The sequence below is a fragment of the uncultured Henriciella sp. genome (assembly GCF_964005855.1).
GTDB lineage: Bacteria > Pseudomonadota > Alphaproteobacteria > Caulobacterales > Hyphomonadaceae > Henriciella.
Map to the genome: position 1 here is coordinate 23,199 of NZ_CAXFSW010000015.1, position 15,800 is coordinate 38,998.

Genomic DNA, 15,800 nt, shown 5'->3' on the forward strand with positions numbered 1-15,800 from the left:
CTGGCGCTGGTTTGCGGGCGGAAGATTTAACGGAACCTCACCGCCGCTTCTGCAAAATTTTATATCGCATTACCCATCATTTATCGGTTTCGTGCCATGTTGGGGCATGTTCGAGGGTCCTTCAGATTATTCGCCGGCTCTGCAGCAGCTGCATGACCGGTATCGCCGTATCGCCCAGCGGATCGGGCTTGCCGGTCTCGTCCTTGTCGGCCTCGCCCTTGGCCTGACGGGTCTGTTCGGCCGGATCAGCTTCAACTCCTATGTCGAGGCGGGCAATTACGCCCTCATCCTCGCAGGCCTGGCGCTTGCGGCGCGGCGCGATTTCCATATCCGCAGCGTGATGAATGGCGGGCTGGCGGCGTTGTTTCTCTGTTACTGGGCGCATGTCTTCGTTGAGGTCCAGAGCGGCGACATCAATGTCACCACGCTGATCTATCCGCTCTTCATCCCTGTTTTTATTGCGATTGGTCTCGATTACCGGCTCCAGCTCGCCCTCGCCCCGCTCCAGGCCGTCTTCATCTGGTTCTGCACCGTCGCATTCACAGAGGCCTATCCCCTCGGCGGCCCGGGCCTTTCCGATGAGCGGATGCTGGCCGGGTCGCTCGCGGCGTTTTCGGCGATTCTCCTCGTGCTGCTCGCCATGGTCCAGATCTCGCGCCAGAGAACCGACCAGCGCCTGGTTCAGGTCATCACCGAAAAGGAACATCTCGCCACCACCGACCCGCTGACCGGGCTTCTCAACCGCCGCGCCTTTCTCGCGGCGCTGAAAACTGCGGCGGACGAGACCGGGGAAGTGACGGCGGTCTTCATCGATCTTAATAATTTCAAGCCCCTGAACGACCAGTACGGCCACGCCGCCGGCGACGCGGTCCTGCGCGCGATCGCTGCCCGGCTTGAACGCAGCGACGCCATTGCCGTTGCCGCGCGCCCAGGCGGGGACGAGTTCGCCGCCATCGCCGCGCCTTGCCGAAACGCCGCTGAAATGGATGCTGCCCTCGCCGGCCTCTATGCAGAGCTTGTTTGCGATGTTGCCTGGAATGGCCGCCTCATCCATGTCGGCGCCTCCATGGGCTATGCCCATAAGGGCCGGGACGATAAAAGCCTCACCGCCTGCCTCAGCGAGGCCGACACGGCCATGCGCCGGGTCAAGGCGGCCGGCGGCGGCTATGCCCGCTTCGCGCCGGAGGTCGATGGCGAGGCGATCGAGACAGAACTGATGCAGGTCACCTTCCCGCGCGCCCTTGCCTCCGGTCTCATCCGCCCGGCGCTGCAGCCGATAGCCGATGCCGGTACAATGGAGATTGTCGGTCATGAACTTCTCGCCCGCTGGACCGGTCTGGCGCAGGCGGACATCAACTCGCGCCAGCCGGGCCCGGAGGAGTTCATTCCCGTCGCCGAAAAACTTGGCCTTCTCAATGAGCTGCTCTGGACCACACTGGATACGACCCTCTCGAACTGGAAGAGCGAGCCGAAGGCGCTTTCGGTCAATATTTCCCCCGGCCAGCTGCAGACGACCGACTTCATCCCCACACTGCGGCGGGTGCTGGACAAGCACCGCTTTCCCGCAAACGGGGTAACACTCGAAATCACCGAACGGGTCGCCCTGCGCAATCTGGAGGCAAATGTCGGCATGCTCCAGCGGGCGCGCAAGGCAGGGCTTTCGATTGCGCTGGATGATTTTGGCACCGGCTATTCCTCGCTCTCGATGCTGACCCGCTTGCCCTTGGACAAGCTGAAGATCGACCGCAGCCTTACCCTGGCCGCCGCCACGGCAGAGGACGCGCCGGAAAACGCCTTGCTGAGGGGCGCGCTGAGACTGGCGCGTGATCTTGGCCTTGTGACCTGCGTGGAAGGCATCAGTTCAGAGACCCTCGCGGAAAAGATGCGCAAGCTGGGGGCGGATCAGATGCAGGGCTACTGGATCGGGCAGCCTCGACTGGTCGAGTCGCCGGACGAAAAACCGGCAAGGCTCGCCTGCTGACCACACTCCATCGCTTGAAGCTCTCATCTCCTGCCGGGTCGGCGGACCACAGCGAACGTCACCAGTCCGCAAGCCGCCGCCAGCGAGAAGGCGACATCTGCAGGGCCATCGACGAGCAAGGCACCCACCAGCCCCGTCAGGCCGAGGAGAAACAGCACCAGCGGAATCGCGAAGATTGCCCCCACACGCCTTCGGGCCCGGCCTCCGGAGCGCGCCTGCCTCATGCCGGCCCGCTTTCCACGGCGAGGGGCTGACGTTCGACGCGCATGCGGCGCTTGCCGCGCGCCAGCCACAGATAGACCCCGCTCACCAGAAGGAAGATGGTGAGAATATCGAGCACAGCCCAGACAAGCTTCAGAAGAAGCCCGCCATAGTCGCCGAAATGGAGCGGGCGCGAGAGGGAGAGCGCCTTGGCATACCAGGGCATTTCCCTGAGCCCGGCCACTTCCCCCGTGGCAGCGTGTATGAGGACCGGCGCGATCACATGTTCTGTGACCGGCGAGCGTCCATGCAGGAAGACGGCATAATGCGAACTCGTGGAAAAATCGCTTCCCGGGAAGGCGACGAACTGAAGCTCCATGCCCGGTGCGGCGCGAATGGCCTCATCGACAGCCGCGTCCAGTGAGGCACGCGGAACAATCGTTTCGCCACCTTCATTCTGCGCCACGAGGTCGGCAAGCTCTTGAGCCTTCCATGTATCGATAATGGGCTCTTCAAGCGTGTTGATCACGCCGGTGAGCCCGACGACCAGAAGCCAGGCGACCGCGACGATGCCCAGAAAATTATGATAGTCCAGCCATTTCAAACGAGTGGACTGGTTTGTTCGGATCGTGCCGAAGTCGAGCTTGCGCATGAAGGGGGCGTAGAGAACGACACCGGAGACGACCGAAAGAACGAAGAGAAACCCCATCGCCCCCAGAAACAGCATGCCCGGCAGGCCCAGAAACATGTCAGTGTGAAGCTGCAGCAGGAACTCCATGACACTTTCCCCCGCATCGGCAGGCGGCACGAGATCCCCGCTGGTCAGATCATAGGAGGCAAAGTGCATTGCACTGCCCGGCGCGTCGGCGCTGGGTCCGCTCGTCACATTCACGACTGGACGGTCGATGTCGAAACTCATGAAGATCGGGGTTTCGCCCGGCCGGTTATCCAGCGCGGTATCGAGTATCTCGTCCAGTGTCAGATGCTCCGCACCCGGATTGGCTGGCTGCCAGCTAGCCGGGTTCAGAGCGCCATCGATCTCATCATGGAAGATGAGCGGCAGGCCGGTCAGACAGAGCATCAGGAGGAACAGGGTACACACAAGGCTGGTCCATTTGTGGATCCAGCCCCATGCCCTGATCGTGCCCGTGCGCATTGGCCTTGCCTGCCCTCCTAGAAGTCCACCGATGCCGAGACCATAACCGTGCGCGGATTGCCGAGGATGAGATAGTTCGCTCCCGGAAAACCACCCGTCGAGGCCCAGTAGGCTTCATCGGTCACATTCTCGATCCGCGCCCGCAGGGTCACGGGCCGTTCGCCAGCATCAAGCGTATAACGGACGCCCAGATCAAGCCGTGTCCAGCTGTCGAGCTCGACCGTGTTCGCGCTGTTCACATATTGCTCGCCGGTATGGATGAGACGGCCATCAAGGGTCAGCCCTGGAATGGCGGATACATCCCATTCAGCATTGAGATTGGCCTGAATTTCCGGAACGCCAATGGGGGCGTTGCCTTCATCGACTCCGCCTTCGGTGCGCGAGAGTTCCGCATCGAGGAATGTCGCCCCGCCGATAAGGCGGAAGCCGTCTACAGGCTCCCCGAAGACGCTGATCTCAACGCCCTGATTTTCCTGTTCACCAGAGGCGGTAAAGCGCTGGTTTGCAACGATGGCATTGGGACGCGACAGCTGGAACAGAGACACGGTCGCGCCATAGCTGCCAGCATCATATTTGGCGCCGACCTCGACCTGTTCGCCGGTAAAGGGTTCCAGCACATCGCCCGCATTCACGATGGGCGTACCGCCGCTGGTCGCGGGTGCGACCTGCCCGGGCTGGAGGCTTTCGGCATAGTTGCCATAGATCGAGAGATTGGGGCTGGCTTTCCAGACCAGACCAAAGGCCGGTGTGACCTTCTCATCGTCATAGCCGGAAAGGCGCGCCCCGGTATTGTAGTCGAATGTCGCGGTTTCAATCTTCTGCTGACGAAGACCAATCGTTGCGAGTAGCCGGTCATCGAAAAGCGACAGCGTGTCGGCAATGGCGAAGGAGGAATTGTCGACCTCTTCGGTCACAAGCGGGTCATCGAGCTCGCCGCCAATGAAGAAATCGGGCACGGGCGGAGCGACCTCGACGGGATTGTAGAGGTCGCTCGCAAAGCCTGAAAAGTCGGAAAACGCATAGGCATTTTTCGACTCCGACGAGATGCTCGACGCCGACACAACGAGCCGGTGTCCGATGGCGCCGGTGTGGAATTCAGCACGCAGGCCCGCATCGGCCGAGACCACATCATCCTCACGTGTGTTGTCGAAACGGTAGGCCGTCAGCGAGCCGTCAGCGGCCGCGTTCGGGTTCGCCAGCACATTGGCCTCTTCGCCATTGCGCGCGCCGCCGCCGAGCCAGAGCGTCACATTGTCGGTGACGTCATATTCGCCGCGAATGACGCCGAAGAGCTGTTCTTCATCCGTATACGTCCACGGCTGGGCGAAATTTGTATCCGCATCAGGTTCAGCCGGGACATCGCCCAGTGGTGTGACCTGCGGGCGCGGATCATCGATGCGGTTGTCCTGATAGCCAAGATCGGCGGAGAAGCGGAAACGCTCGCCATCATAATCGGTGCCGATCGATGCAACGCCGAGTGAGCGGTCCTGACCGTCGATGGAGGTTTCGCCGTCACGGACCACGCCATTGACGCGCACGCCCCATTCACCCGCCGGGCCGAAGCGCGTGCCGAGATCGACAGCGCCATAGAGCTGGCCTTCATTCTCATAGCCAATGGTCACGCGGCGGATGCCATCTTCCGGGGCCCGCTTGGGCACGAGATTGATCGTGCCGCCAACACCGCTGCCGCCCGGCGCTGCGCCATTGATGAAGGCATTGGCGCCGCGAAACACTTCGACCCGTTCCAGCAGCTCTGCAGCCACGAACTGGCGCGGCAGGATGCCATAGACGCCGTTGAGGGTGACGTCATCGGAATAGACCGGGAAGCCACGGATCACATAGACTTCCTGGAAGTTGCCGAAGCCCTTTGCCACGCGGACGACGGGGTCATTCTGCAGCACATCGCCAACGCTGTCGGACTGCTGCGCGGTGACGAGGTCGGACGTATAGGCGGTGCCGGAGAAAGGCGCATCGAGGAAGTCGAGATTGCCGAGCAGGCCAGCCCGTCCGCCGCGCGCGACCTGTCCCCCGGTGAATTCCTCGAGAAGTTCGACCTGCGACGCCTCTCCGGTCACGATGACAGTATCAAGGCGTGCCTCTTCCTCAGCCTGCTGCGCGAGCGCTGTGGGCGCCAGAACAAATACCGATGCGCTGGCGGCCAGTGCCACCCTCAAACCATTCGCCATGACAAGCGAGCCCCTTCTGAAACAAACAGGCACGCCTCGTAAATGCAATTCATTCGCAGCTCAAGACCTGACAACAGTTCTCAAGTGCAGCGGACGCGACCCACGCATCGCTCAGACGTTCGCCTCAAGCAACTAGAATGGCCGCCGTGTCCGGCCTAATCCACGCAGAGCGCCGGGTGAGCGACGCCGTTTTCGATCGTCTGATGGCAACCGAAGGGACTATCATTGACCGCGCACTGGCCGGTCGCTGGCGCCCCATCCGCCACAAATTCATTCGTATTGCGGCATTCCCCCAGACAGTCTGAGCTATCCGAGCAGGTGTCCCCCGCATCTGCAAAGGTCTGGATACAGGCTTCCCATCCAAGCCTGCCTGCGCGCTGGACCTCGCCGCCTGCTGCTTCACAGCGGGCGCGTTCCTGCGGCGTCGCGGCCTCGCCTTCAAAACTGATCGGCTGATAATCGTCCGTGGGCGGCGTTTCCTGCACAGGCGACGCCGCGCAGGCAGACAGAACAAGAAGGCTGGCGAAGGACAGGTAGACGCGCATGGGATCCGGGCTTTCAAAGGAGGTGGACGAAGACCCACTCTGACACCAATACAGCCGGCGCGCTACTCGTCGCGCTCTTCCTTGAAGCTCGGTGTCTCATCGGCCTGATCTGCGGGACGGCCGGGTATGGCATAGCCCCCCTTCAGCCAGCGCGAGAGATCCACATCCGCGCAGCGTTTGGAACAGAAGGGCCTGAATTCCGGCTTGACCGGGTTCGTTTCACAGATCGGGCACTTCGCCTTGCTCATTCTTTTCTCACCACCGATTTCTCGCCCTTGCCGCTGGCAATCTTGACCCGGCCTGAAAAGGCCTCCTGCAGCATGGCATCACATTGCTTTCGCCGCGCGATATAGGCGCGAAGCGCGTTTGCCGACAGGGTGAGTCTGTAGAAGCCGGTGCGATTGGCCGTTGTTTCGCGCGCCGCCGCGCGGAATAGCGCGAGAAGCTCGGTCTCGGGTGTCGGCAGGCCGTCGGCGCTCAGAAGCCAGTCCTCCACCGGCGCCTCGGCCCATTCCAGCTGGACCTGCAACAGACCGAAGGCAGACGGCTTCAGCGCATCGATGCGGCGCGTGGAATAGGCCTGGAAGGTCTCAATGAGGGTGCCCCGCAGCTTTTCCGCCGAAGACGGCGTCACAGGCGCCACACAGTCCATGACGACCAGACCGCCGAGGTTTCTGAGCGACAGCTGGCGCACGGTTTCATGTACGGCCTCCCGGTTGACGCTGAAGGCGCGCGCGCCGGCGCTGCCCTTGGTCTGGCGCCCACCCATATCGATATCCACCGCCGTCAGGGCGCGCGTGCGCTCAAAGCCGAGATTGCCGCCGCCCGGAAGCGGGCACCATTTTGCCAGCGCTTCCTCGAACGCGTCCTCAACCTCATCGAATTCGGCAGGCGTGCTTGCGGTCTCCAGCTGCGAATCCGGATCAATGGACCGGCACCAGCGCTCAAAGGCAGGAACCGCGTCGCCGGGCGGGCCCTTGCGGACCTTGCCGCGCGCGAGCTTGTCCTTTCTGGCTTCGGCGACGATTTCGAGCGTTGCCGCGGCGCCTTCGGTGAGTTTGCCCAGGTCGGCGGTGCGCACGAAGACTTCCTCGCCCGACTTTGCCTCAAAGAAGCCCCCACCCTGCTCCGGCGCGCGGCGGCGCAGGCGCGCCTCGACGCGTTCTGAAAGGCGCAGATTGGCGTTCTCCCCGTCCCAGCGCTCTATGAAGAGGCGAAACGGCCTGCCGGACGCGTTAAATGCCGCGGCCCGCACTTCCCCCGGCGTGCGGTGCACGAGGATGCGGACCGGGCCGGTCATGACCGCCCGCGAAAGCCGAGCGCGACGACAAACAGCTCTGGTGAGCCAGCCCGGCTGGCCGGGGGTTTGACGTGTTTGACCGTCTTGAACATGCGCTTGAGGTCGCCCAGCAGTTCCGGCGTCGCGCCGCCCTGAAACACCTTGCTGCAGAAATTGCCGCCCTGGACGAGGTGTTCGCTCGCGAACCAGAGCGCGGTTTCGGCAAGGGCTGCTGTGCGAAGGCTGTCGGTCTGCTTGTGGCCCGTCGTATTGGCGGCCATGTCGGACAGGATGAGATCAGGCGGCCCCGAGAGGCCCTCCATCATCTTCGCCACATCCTCGGCCTCATTGATATCGCCCTGCACAATGTGCGCTTCCGGTATGGGGTCGACGGCCAGCAGGTCGATGCCGACGATTTCGCTGACGCCGCGGCGCTGGCAGACCTGGATCCAGCCACCCGGCGCGCAGCCAAGATCGACCACCCGCTTTGCCCCCTTCAGAAGGCCGGTCTTCTCATCGACCTCGAGCAGCTTGTAAGCGGCGCGGGCCCGGTAATTGTCTTTCTTGGCGCGCTGGACGTAAGGATCGGTGAGCTGGCGCTCGATCCAGCGCTTTGAGCTCTCATCCTTAGCGTTATACGCAATAATCTTGCGCTCGCTCATGCGCCGGCCAGAGCCTTGCTGCTTTTCTTTCGGCGGGCCTTTCCAGCGGCGTTTTCCGTCATCGCTCATGATTTAGCCTCCGCGGCGTTTCCGCCATTCTTCTGTCTTGGCCTGCGCTTGCGTCCGCCGCGCGAACGCTTGCGTTTTGGCCCCTTCATCATGGAGAGGAGCAGCCCTTCACGCAGGCCCCGGTCTGCGACCCGCATACGCGCATGCGGCGCGATCGACCAGACCGCATCCATCAGGGCGCAGCCCGCCAGCATGAGACCGGCCCTGTCCTCGCCAATCGTGGGATATTCCGCGCGGCCCTCGGGGCCGGCCTCGATCAGCGCATCCATTGTGGCGTAACAGCCATCATGGTCCATCCACTGACCGTCGACGAGGTCGCGGCGATAGCGCTCCAGTCCGAAATGGACCCCGGCGACGCAGGTGACCGTGCCCGAGGTTCCGATGATATGCGAGGTCTTGTCGGCCAGCAGCGCGCGAATATCGTGCTTGCCGGCCCAGGCGTCGACATAGGACCGCGCGCGCTCCAGCATGGCGGGATAGGCCTCTTCCTCATTCAGGTGGCTGAAGGCTTCGGTAAGGGTCACCACACCCAGCGGAATGCTGGTCCATGCCTTGATGGGGGCGCGTTTCAGCATGCCGTCGAGGCCATCGCCCCGCGCTTTTTCCGCGTCCACCAGTGACAGCTCCGTTGAGCCGCCGCCAATGTCGAGGACGAGGACGCTTCGTGCATCGTCATCGATAAGGTTGTGGCAGCCGATGAGGGCAAGGCGCGCCTCTTCCTGCGCGCCGATGATCTTGAAGGTCAGGCCGGTGCGCTCGCGGATCTGCTCAATGAATTCCGCGCCATTCTCAGCCTTGCGGCACGCCTCGGTCGCGATGCAGCGCACATGCCCCACACGTTTTGCCTTGAGCTTTTTCGCAATGGCCTCAAGCGCATTGAACGCGCGGTCCATTGCCGCCTCGGACAGGCGTCCGGAATGCTCCAGTCCCTCGCCCAGCCGCGCGATCTGCGAATGGGAATCAACCACGTTGAAGCCATTGCGCGTCGGCGCAGCCACGAGAAGCCTGCAATTGTTCGTGCCAAGGTCCACCGCAGCATAGAGCGGTGGCTTCCTGTCATTGCGCGGCGGCCGGCGGTTTCGCCCCTGCCCGCCACGCGATTTTTTTTCAGCCATGTGAGGCCCAAATCTTGTCGGTTGAGAAAGGCAATATCACATTGAAGTTCAATGAGCCATCGACCCCGCATACTCTCGCGCCTTGCCGCACTCTTCTCCCGTCCGCAACCCGTTGAGGCCAGACCAGAAACACCCGAACAGGAGACGGAGACGCAGATGGAAGAAGACACCGCATATGGCGAAGACGGTTACCCTCCCTATGCCATCGACCGGCGCATGGCGAAGTTCCAGATCGGCCAGGTCGTCAAACACCGCATGTTCAGCTTTCGCGGGGTGATCTTCGATGTCGACCCGGTCTTTGCCAATTCCGAGGAATGGTACGAAGCCATCCCGGAACATCTGCGCCCGTCCAAGGACCAGCCCTATTACCACCTCTTCGCCGAGAACGAGAAAACGCATTACGTGGCCTATGTCTCGGAGGGAAACCTTCTCATCGACGACAGCGACACCCCTGTCAGCCACCCGGACATTCCCTTCGTTCTGGAGCGCACGGCCGACGGCTATGCGCTGAAGCGCGAACAGGCCAATTAGGCTCAGCGGGGTTTGACCGCCTCTGGCGCGGCGCGCGCGAAAGCGTCGATCTTCTGGCAGGCAGCATCCACCTCCACCAGCCTTGGAAACTGGCTGAGATCGGTTTCATAGCGGCGCGCATTATAGACCTGCGGGACTAGGCACACATCGGCGAGGCCCGGCGCATCTCCGAAGAGGAAAGCGGCGTCCTTATGCGCCTGCGCCATCTTCTCCAGCGCGGTAAAGCCGCGGATGATCCAGTCGCGGTACCAGTCATTGACGGCGTCGGCGTCGGCCTTGAGGTCTTCGCGCAGCGTCTTCAGTACAGACAGATTGTTCAGCGGGTGGATGTCACAGGCGATAATGTCTGCAAAGGCACGCACCTCGAGCCGGGCCCACGGGCCTGAGGGCAGAAGCGGCGGCTCCGGATATGTCTCATCCAGCCATTCCAGGATGGCCATGGACTGGCCTGAACGCCTGCCATCCACTTCGAGCGTCGGGACCCGCATCTGCGGGTTCAGCGCGCGGTAGCCGTCACGAAACTGCTCATCTGCGCCCGGCGCGATATTTACCGGGGTGGAGCTATAGTCGAGCCCCTTGAGGTTCAGCGCAATCCGCAGCCTGTAAGCTGCGGAGGAGCGCCAGAAGTCATGGAGTTTGATCTCGCTCATGCCTTCACCACATCCTGCTCGATGGCGCCGAACACGGTGTGGCCTGCCTTGTCCTTCACTTCGATGCGGATCGTGTCGCCAACATCCATGAAGCCCGTGACCGGCTCACCGTCACGAATCGTCTCGATCATGCGGATCTCGGCGATGCAGGAATAGCCAAGCCCGCCGTCAGCCACGGGCTTGCCGGCCCCGCCATCAGGGTCGCGATTGGAAATCGTGCCAGACCCGATAATCGTACCCGCACCGAGCGGGCGGGTCTTTGCTGCATGGGCGACCAGCGTGCCGAAATCGAAGGTCATGTCGACATCGCATTCCGGCTTGCCGAAGGGTTTGTCATTATAGGTCGACAGCATGGGCAGGTGCAGCTTGCCCTCCTTCCATGTCTCGCCCAGCTCATCGGGCGTCACGGCAACCGGCGAAAAGGCGCTCGACGGCTTGGACTGGAAGAAGCCAAAGCCCTTGGCGAGCTCATTCGGGATAAGCCCGCGCAGGCTGACATCATTGCAGATCATGATGAGCTTGACCTGATCGAGCGCGGCTTTCGCATCGATGCCCATGGGCACATCGCCGGTGACGACACAGACTTCCGCCTCGAAATCGAGGCCCCATGCCTTATCCCCCAGGGGAATCGACTCACGCGGCCCGAGGAAACTGTCCGAGCCGCCCTGATACATGAGCGGATCGGAATAGAAGCTCTCGGGCACTTCAGCGCCGCGGGCTTTGCGCACCAGTTCAACGTGATTGATATAGGCCGAGCCGTCGGCCCACTGATAGGCGCGCGGCAGCGGCGAGGCGCAGTCATGCTCGTGAAAGCGCTCCGTGGGCACGGAGCCGACTTCCACATCATTTGCGAGGGCGGCCAGCTTGGGTGCCTTCAGGTCCCACTCATCCAGCGCGGCCTGCATGGTCGGTGCGATATGGCTGGCATCTGCATATTTGGTGAGGTCCTTCGAGACCACGACGAGCTGGCCGTCACGTCCCTTGTTGAGGCTGGCGAGTTTCATGGCGCGTTCCTTTCCTCTTGAAGTCGTTGTGCCAGTGCGAAGACCGGCTTTCCATTTCTTTCAGCGTTTAGTGCGCTATAATAGTTGCATGAGCAACCATTTCGAAAAGCCCGCACATGCCCGCGAAGACTGGACCATCGATCAGGGCTGGTCTGACTATACTGCAGATGAGCACGCGGTCTGGGACCTTCTCTACAAACGGCAGATGGATGTCCTGCCGGGCCGGGCTGCCCCTGAATTCCTTGAAGGACTGAAGGCACTGGACCTCGGCAAGGGCGGCATTCCAGAATTCGAGGCGATGTCAGACGAACTTGAAGCCCTGACCGGCTGGCGCGTCGTCGCTGTTCCGGGCCTTGTGCCGGATGAGGTCTTCTTCGAACATCTCGCCAACCGCCGGTTTCCCGCCGGCCAGTTTATCCGCAAGCGCGATGAGCTGGACTATCTGCAGGAGCCAGACGTCTTTCACGATGTCTTCGGCCATGTGCCGATGCTGACCAATCCGGTCTTTGCCGATTATATGGAAGCCTATGGCAAGGGCGGGTTGCGCAGCCTCAACTTTGCGGCGCTGAAGAACCTCGCCGCCCTCTACTGGTACACGGTGGAATTTGGCCTGATCCAGACAGATGAAGGGCTGCGCATCTATGGCGCGGGCATCGTCTCCTCCAAGACCGAAAGCATCTTTGCGCTGGAAGACCCTTCCCCGAACCGGATCGGCTTTGAGCTCGAACGCCTGATGAAGACCGATTACCGGATTGATGATTTCCAGCAGACCTATTTCGTGATCGACAGCTATGAACAGCTCTTCGATGCAACGGTGAAGACCGACTTCGCGCCGATCTATGACCGGATGCAGGGCAAGTTCGCTCTCAAGCCGGACGATATCGAAACGGGCGACCGGGTGCTTACACGCGGCAGCCAGGCCTATGCGAAAGCTGGCGGGCGCATGGCCCATGCCAGTGACGGGAGCTAGACAGCGCCGGCCTCAGACCAGGTCTGACAGCCCCAGCGCATCCAGAAGCGCTTCGCGCGCGGTGCGGCATTCATCGGCAAAGACGGGGTCGGCGAGATCGGCAGCCGACAGGCGGTCGCGATAGGTCTTGCGGACGACCTCCTGCAGCTGGTCGATCTTTTCCTCATCCATCAGAACCCCCTGATGGCAGGCAGCCAGTTCCTCATCGGTCATGACAACGCGCAGGCGCAGGCAGGCCGGGCCGCCACCATTTCGCATGGACTGGCGCACATCGACATATTGCACCCGCCCGATTGGGCCGTTGCCCGCGACCATCTGCTCACAGAAGGCCCGCGTGCTTTCTGTTTCCTGCGTCTCAAGCGGGGCCAGCAGGACAAGACGGTCCTCGCCTGGCCATTTCAGAAGCTGCGAGTTGAACAGGTAAGAGGTGATGGCATCCCCAATCGGCACCTCGGCCTCCGGCACCATGACTGTCTTCAGCTCAAACAGGCCCTCGCCCGCCTTGCGGATGGCCTCCAGCGTGCCATCGGTCTCCTCGAAGGCCAGTTCATGATAGAAAAGCGTGTCGAGCGAGCCGACGCAGACGACATCATTGTGAAACGCGCCGGCATCGATGGCGGCGCGCGCCTGGCGGGCAAAGACCGTTCGGCCCGGCGCAAGCGTGTGAGAGCGGGCAATACTCTCAGCGGCAAGACGGGTCTGGCGCGCCGGAAAACCCACTGTGCTCTCGCCCGCCTCGCGGCCATAGACGAAAACCTCAACGCCTTCGGCGCCATGATCGGCGCAGAGCCGGATATGGTTGGCGGCGCCCTCATCGGCGAAATCGGCATGGGCCGGCAGCGCGGCATGGATACCAAACCGCTCCGTGTCGCCAAAGATCGAGAGAAGATTGGCGGTCGTGTCCGGATGCTCTGTGGAGCGGTGCAGCATGGTCGAGAGGTTCGCCGTCGTCAGGTGCAGGCGCCCGTCACTGGCATCGGCCGACGGCGAGACGGTCGCCGCATTCGCGGACCACATGGACGACGCGCTATAGGCCGCCTTCAGAAGCCGCGGCGCAGACCTGGCGGTCGCCTCAATAATGTCTGCATCGCTGCCGCCGAACCCGGCTGACACCAGCAAATCCATATTCGGGCGCGGCAGGGGCGGCAGAACGCCCTGTTTCAGACCGGCGCGCACAAGCAGCCGCATCTTTTCCAGCCCCTGCAGGGCCGCCTCGCGGGGATTGGAGACATCCCCGGAATTGCGGGCGCTGGCGAGGTTGCCTTCCGACATCCCCCCATAATTATGGCTTGGGCCGATCAGCCCATCGAAATTGACTTCATGCGCAATGCTCATGAGGTGGCGATACACTGCCCTTGGTGTGGAGAAAAGCCGCGGATGGACACGAGCGGCATACTGACGGCAATATTCCGGTTTCAGCCGATGAAAGGACGATCCGATGAAACTGCGTGCGGCCCTGCTTTGCCTCTCTCTCATGTCTGGTGCCGGTGCGAGTGCCCAGACTCTGCCAGACGCCTTCACCTATGGCCCTGTGTTTGAGGAGTTCGGCCCCTCCGCCCCCGTTGAGACGGCAACGCCGCTGCCTGCGGACATGGAGCTGAAGGTCGCTTTCGACATTTCAGGGACCGAAGAACGCGGCGGCGTGAACCGTCAGTTCGAGACAGTCGCGCGTTTCATGAACATGCACGCCCGCGCCGGGGTCGCGCGCGAGAATATCCAGCCAGCTATCGTGGTACATGGCGGGGCAGCGGACTACCTGCTCCAGCCAGTGCCTGCCGAAGACGCCAGCCAGACTACCCGGCTTGTCATGGCGCTGATCGAGGAAGGCGTGCCGATCTATCTCTGCGGGCAGAGCGCCGCCTCACACGGCATTAGCGCCGATGACCTGCTGCCGGGCGTCCAGATGTCGCTTTCAGCCATGACCGCGCATGCGCAGCTTTCCCGGGACGGCTATTCGCTCAACCCGTTCTGAGCCGGCGGCACCTGCCCTATTGCGGAAAGCCCTGCGCCTTGAGCCGGTTTGCCTTGCCAGCGGTCTGGCTCGCCTGCGGCCAGGCGCAATAGTCGGACGCGTAATAGGCGCCGGGGCGGAAATTGCCCGAAAGGCCGGGACCGCCAAACGGCATATTGCCGGATGCGCCCGCCGTCGGCCGGTTCCAGTTCAGGATACCTGCGCGCATCTCATTATGGGCACGCAGCCAGAGCGCTTCGTCATCACTGACAAGCCCACCAGACAGGCCGAAGCGCGTATCATTGGCATGTGCGATGGCGGCGTCGAAATCCTTGACGCGGTGGACCTGAATGAGCGGCCCGAACAATTCTTCATCAGGCACATTGCTGGCATCGGTGACATCGATCACGCCGGCGGTAACAAAGCCGCCGCCGCGATCCATCTTTTTCAGGCGGCGCAGCGGCTTGCCGCCTGCCTTTGACAGCATGGTCTGGAAGTCGACAGCCGCCTGTGCGGCATGTACTGAGACCAGCGGCCCCATGAAGACATCCTCTTCATCCCAGGCACCGATCTTGAGCCCCCGCGCGCGCTCGACAATCGCCTCGATGACAGACTGGCCAAAGGCATTGTCGGGTACATAGACACGGCGCGCACAGGTGCAGCGCTGGCCGGTGGTCAGGAAGGCAGACTGAGCCGCGATGTCGCCCGCCGCTTCCGGGTCTGCCGGGTCCCAGACGATAAGCGGATTATTACCGCCCATTTCGAGCGCGAGGATGATGTCCGGGCGTCCGGCGAAATGACGGTGAAAGGCGGTGCCTGTCTTGGCAGAGCCGGTAAAAAGCAGGCCGTTGATATCGGCATCGAGCAGGGCCGCGCCCGTCTCCCGCCCGCCATGGACGACATTGAGCACGCCGTCCGGGAGGCCGGCCACCTCAAAACACTCGACCATGATCTTCGCCACGGACGGTGCAAGCTCTGATGGCTTGAAGACACATGTATTGCCCGCCAGAAGCGCTGGCACGATATGCCCGTTCGGCAGGTGGCCCGGAAAGTTGAACGGCCCGAAGACCGCCATCACGCCATGTGGCCGGTGGGTCAGATGCGCGCCGCCAAAAGCCGTCTCCTGGCTGCGGCCGCCCGCGCGCTCAACCTGCGCGTCGATGGACACAGCGATCTTGCCCTTCATCGCACCGGCTTCGGCCAGCGATTCCCAGCGCGCCTTGCCCATGTCATTACTGATGGCTTCGGAAATATCCTCAGCGCGCTTCTCGACCTCGCCGGCATAGGCTTCGAGGATCTGGGTGCGCCTGGATTGCGGGACATGGCGCCAGTCGCGGCCTGCATCCTGTGCGGCCTCCACGGCTTCGTTCACCTGGGCGGCGCTGGAGGCCTGGCCTTCCCAGCTTGTCTTGCCCGTGGCGGGCGAGGTCTTCTCGAACCAGTCGCCGTCGCCCGAATGCCATTTGCCGCTGATATATGTGCCTTTCGCCATATCGCCTT

Annotated in this window: 15 protein-coding genes; 4 read left to right on the plus strand and 11 right to left on the minus strand. The window is 62.4% G+C overall.

Annotation, left to right across the window (positions count from 1 at the left end; all coding sequences use genetic code 11):
• Positions 1-106 precede the first annotated feature (106 nt).
• Positions 107-1,981, plus strand: coding sequence for a bifunctional diguanylate cyclase/phosphodiesterase (locus tag ABNU55_RS12930; protein WP_290751946.1), 1,875 nt, complete (start codon positions 107-109; stop codon positions 1,979-1,981).
• 220 nt (positions 1,982-2,201) lie between these two features.
• On the opposite strand, the gene ABNU55_RS12935 is transcribed toward ABNU55_RS12930, so the two are convergent.
• From ABNU55_RS12935 to ABNU55_RS12965, 7 genes are all read right to left on the minus strand, one after another.
• Entirely contained in the window at positions 2,202-3,338 is a 1,137-nt protein-coding gene (locus tag ABNU55_RS12935) for a PepSY domain-containing protein (protein ID WP_290751944.1), read from the minus strand.
• Between the two features lie 17 nt (positions 3,339-3,355).
• Positions 3,356-5,524 carry a TonB-dependent receptor gene (locus ABNU55_RS12940; protein ID WP_290751942.1) on the minus strand — a complete coding sequence of 723 codons (2,169 nt, stop codon included), beginning with the start codon at positions 5,522-5,524 and terminating at the stop codon, positions 3,356-3,358.
• 155 nt (positions 5,525-5,679) lie between these two features.
• Positions 5,680-6,069, minus strand: a complete 390-nt coding sequence (locus ABNU55_RS12945; RefSeq protein ID WP_290751940.1) for a hypothetical protein — start codon at positions 6,067-6,069, stop codon at positions 5,680-5,682.
• A gap of 62 nt (positions 6,070-6,131) precedes the next feature.
• Positions 6,132-6,317, minus strand: coding sequence for a DNA gyrase inhibitor YacG (gene yacG, locus ABNU55_RS12950; RefSeq protein WP_290751937.1), 186 nt, complete (start codon positions 6,315-6,317; stop codon positions 6,132-6,134).
• Positions 6,314-7,369, minus strand: a complete 1,056-nt coding sequence (locus ABNU55_RS12955; RefSeq protein ID WP_290751935.1) for a ribonuclease E/G — start codon at positions 7,367-7,369, stop codon at positions 6,314-6,316. Before ABNU55_RS12955 ends, yacG begins: the two co-directional genes overlap by 4 nt.
• Entirely contained in the window at positions 7,366-8,079 is a 714-nt protein-coding gene (locus ABNU55_RS12960; protein ID WP_290751934.1) for an RlmE family RNA methyltransferase, read from the minus strand. The genes ABNU55_RS12955 and ABNU55_RS12960 overlap by 4 nt, the downstream gene beginning before the upstream one ends.
• Positions 8,076-9,194: a Ppx/GppA phosphatase family protein gene (locus ABNU55_RS12965; RefSeq protein ID WP_290751931.1), complete on the minus strand. Its 1,119-nt coding sequence runs from the start codon at positions 9,192-9,194 to the stop codon at positions 8,076-8,078. The genes ABNU55_RS12960 and ABNU55_RS12965 overlap by 4 nt, the downstream gene beginning before the upstream one ends.
• 204 nt (positions 9,195-9,398) lie before the next feature.
• Between ABNU55_RS12965 and hspQ the strand changes: the two genes are divergently transcribed.
• Positions 9,399-9,725: a heat shock protein HspQ gene (gene hspQ / locus ABNU55_RS12970; protein ID WP_348764402.1), complete on the plus strand. Its 327-nt coding sequence runs from the start codon at positions 9,399-9,401 to the stop codon at positions 9,723-9,725.
• Between the two features lie 2 nt (positions 9,726-9,727).
• Here the strand turns inward: hspQ and maiA are convergent, their stop codons facing one another.
• Entirely contained in the window at positions 9,728-10,375 is a 648-nt protein-coding gene (gene maiA / locus ABNU55_RS12975; RefSeq protein ID WP_290751924.1) for a maleylacetoacetate isomerase, read from the minus strand.
• Positions 10,372-11,379: a fumarylacetoacetate hydrolase family protein gene (locus ABNU55_RS12980; protein WP_290751921.1), complete on the minus strand. Its 1,008-nt coding sequence runs from the start codon at positions 11,377-11,379 to the stop codon at positions 10,372-10,374. The genes maiA and ABNU55_RS12980 overlap by 4 nt, the downstream gene beginning before the upstream one ends.
• An 88-nt stretch (positions 11,380-11,467) precedes the next feature.
• Here ABNU55_RS12980 and phhA point away from each other — a divergent pair, with 88 nt between their 5' ends.
• Positions 11,468-12,349 carry a phenylalanine 4-monooxygenase gene (gene phhA / locus ABNU55_RS12985; RefSeq protein WP_290751919.1) on the plus strand — a complete coding sequence of 294 codons (882 nt, stop codon included), beginning with the start codon at positions 11,468-11,470 and terminating at the stop codon, positions 12,347-12,349.
• Between the two features lie 12 nt (positions 12,350-12,361).
• Here the strand turns inward: phhA and ABNU55_RS12990 are convergent, their stop codons facing one another.
• Positions 12,362-13,684 carry an N-succinylarginine dihydrolase gene (locus ABNU55_RS12990; RefSeq protein ID WP_290751917.1) on the minus strand — a complete coding sequence of 441 codons (1,323 nt, stop codon included), beginning with the start codon at positions 13,682-13,684 and terminating at the stop codon, positions 12,362-12,364.
• 103 nt (positions 13,685-13,787) lie between these two features.
• Between ABNU55_RS12990 and ABNU55_RS12995 the strand changes: the two genes are divergently transcribed.
• On the plus strand, positions 13,788-14,321 hold the full coding sequence (locus ABNU55_RS12995) for a DsrE family protein (protein WP_290751914.1): 534 nt from the start codon (positions 13,788-13,790) through the stop codon (positions 14,319-14,321).
• 16 nt (positions 14,322-14,337) lie between these two features.
• Here ABNU55_RS12995 and astD read toward each other — a convergent pair whose 3' ends face one another.
• Positions 14,338-15,792: a succinylglutamate-semialdehyde dehydrogenase gene (gene astD / locus ABNU55_RS13000; protein WP_290751912.1), complete on the minus strand. Its 1,455-nt coding sequence runs from the start codon at positions 15,790-15,792 to the stop codon at positions 14,338-14,340.
• Positions 15,793-15,800: the final 8 nt, after the last annotated feature.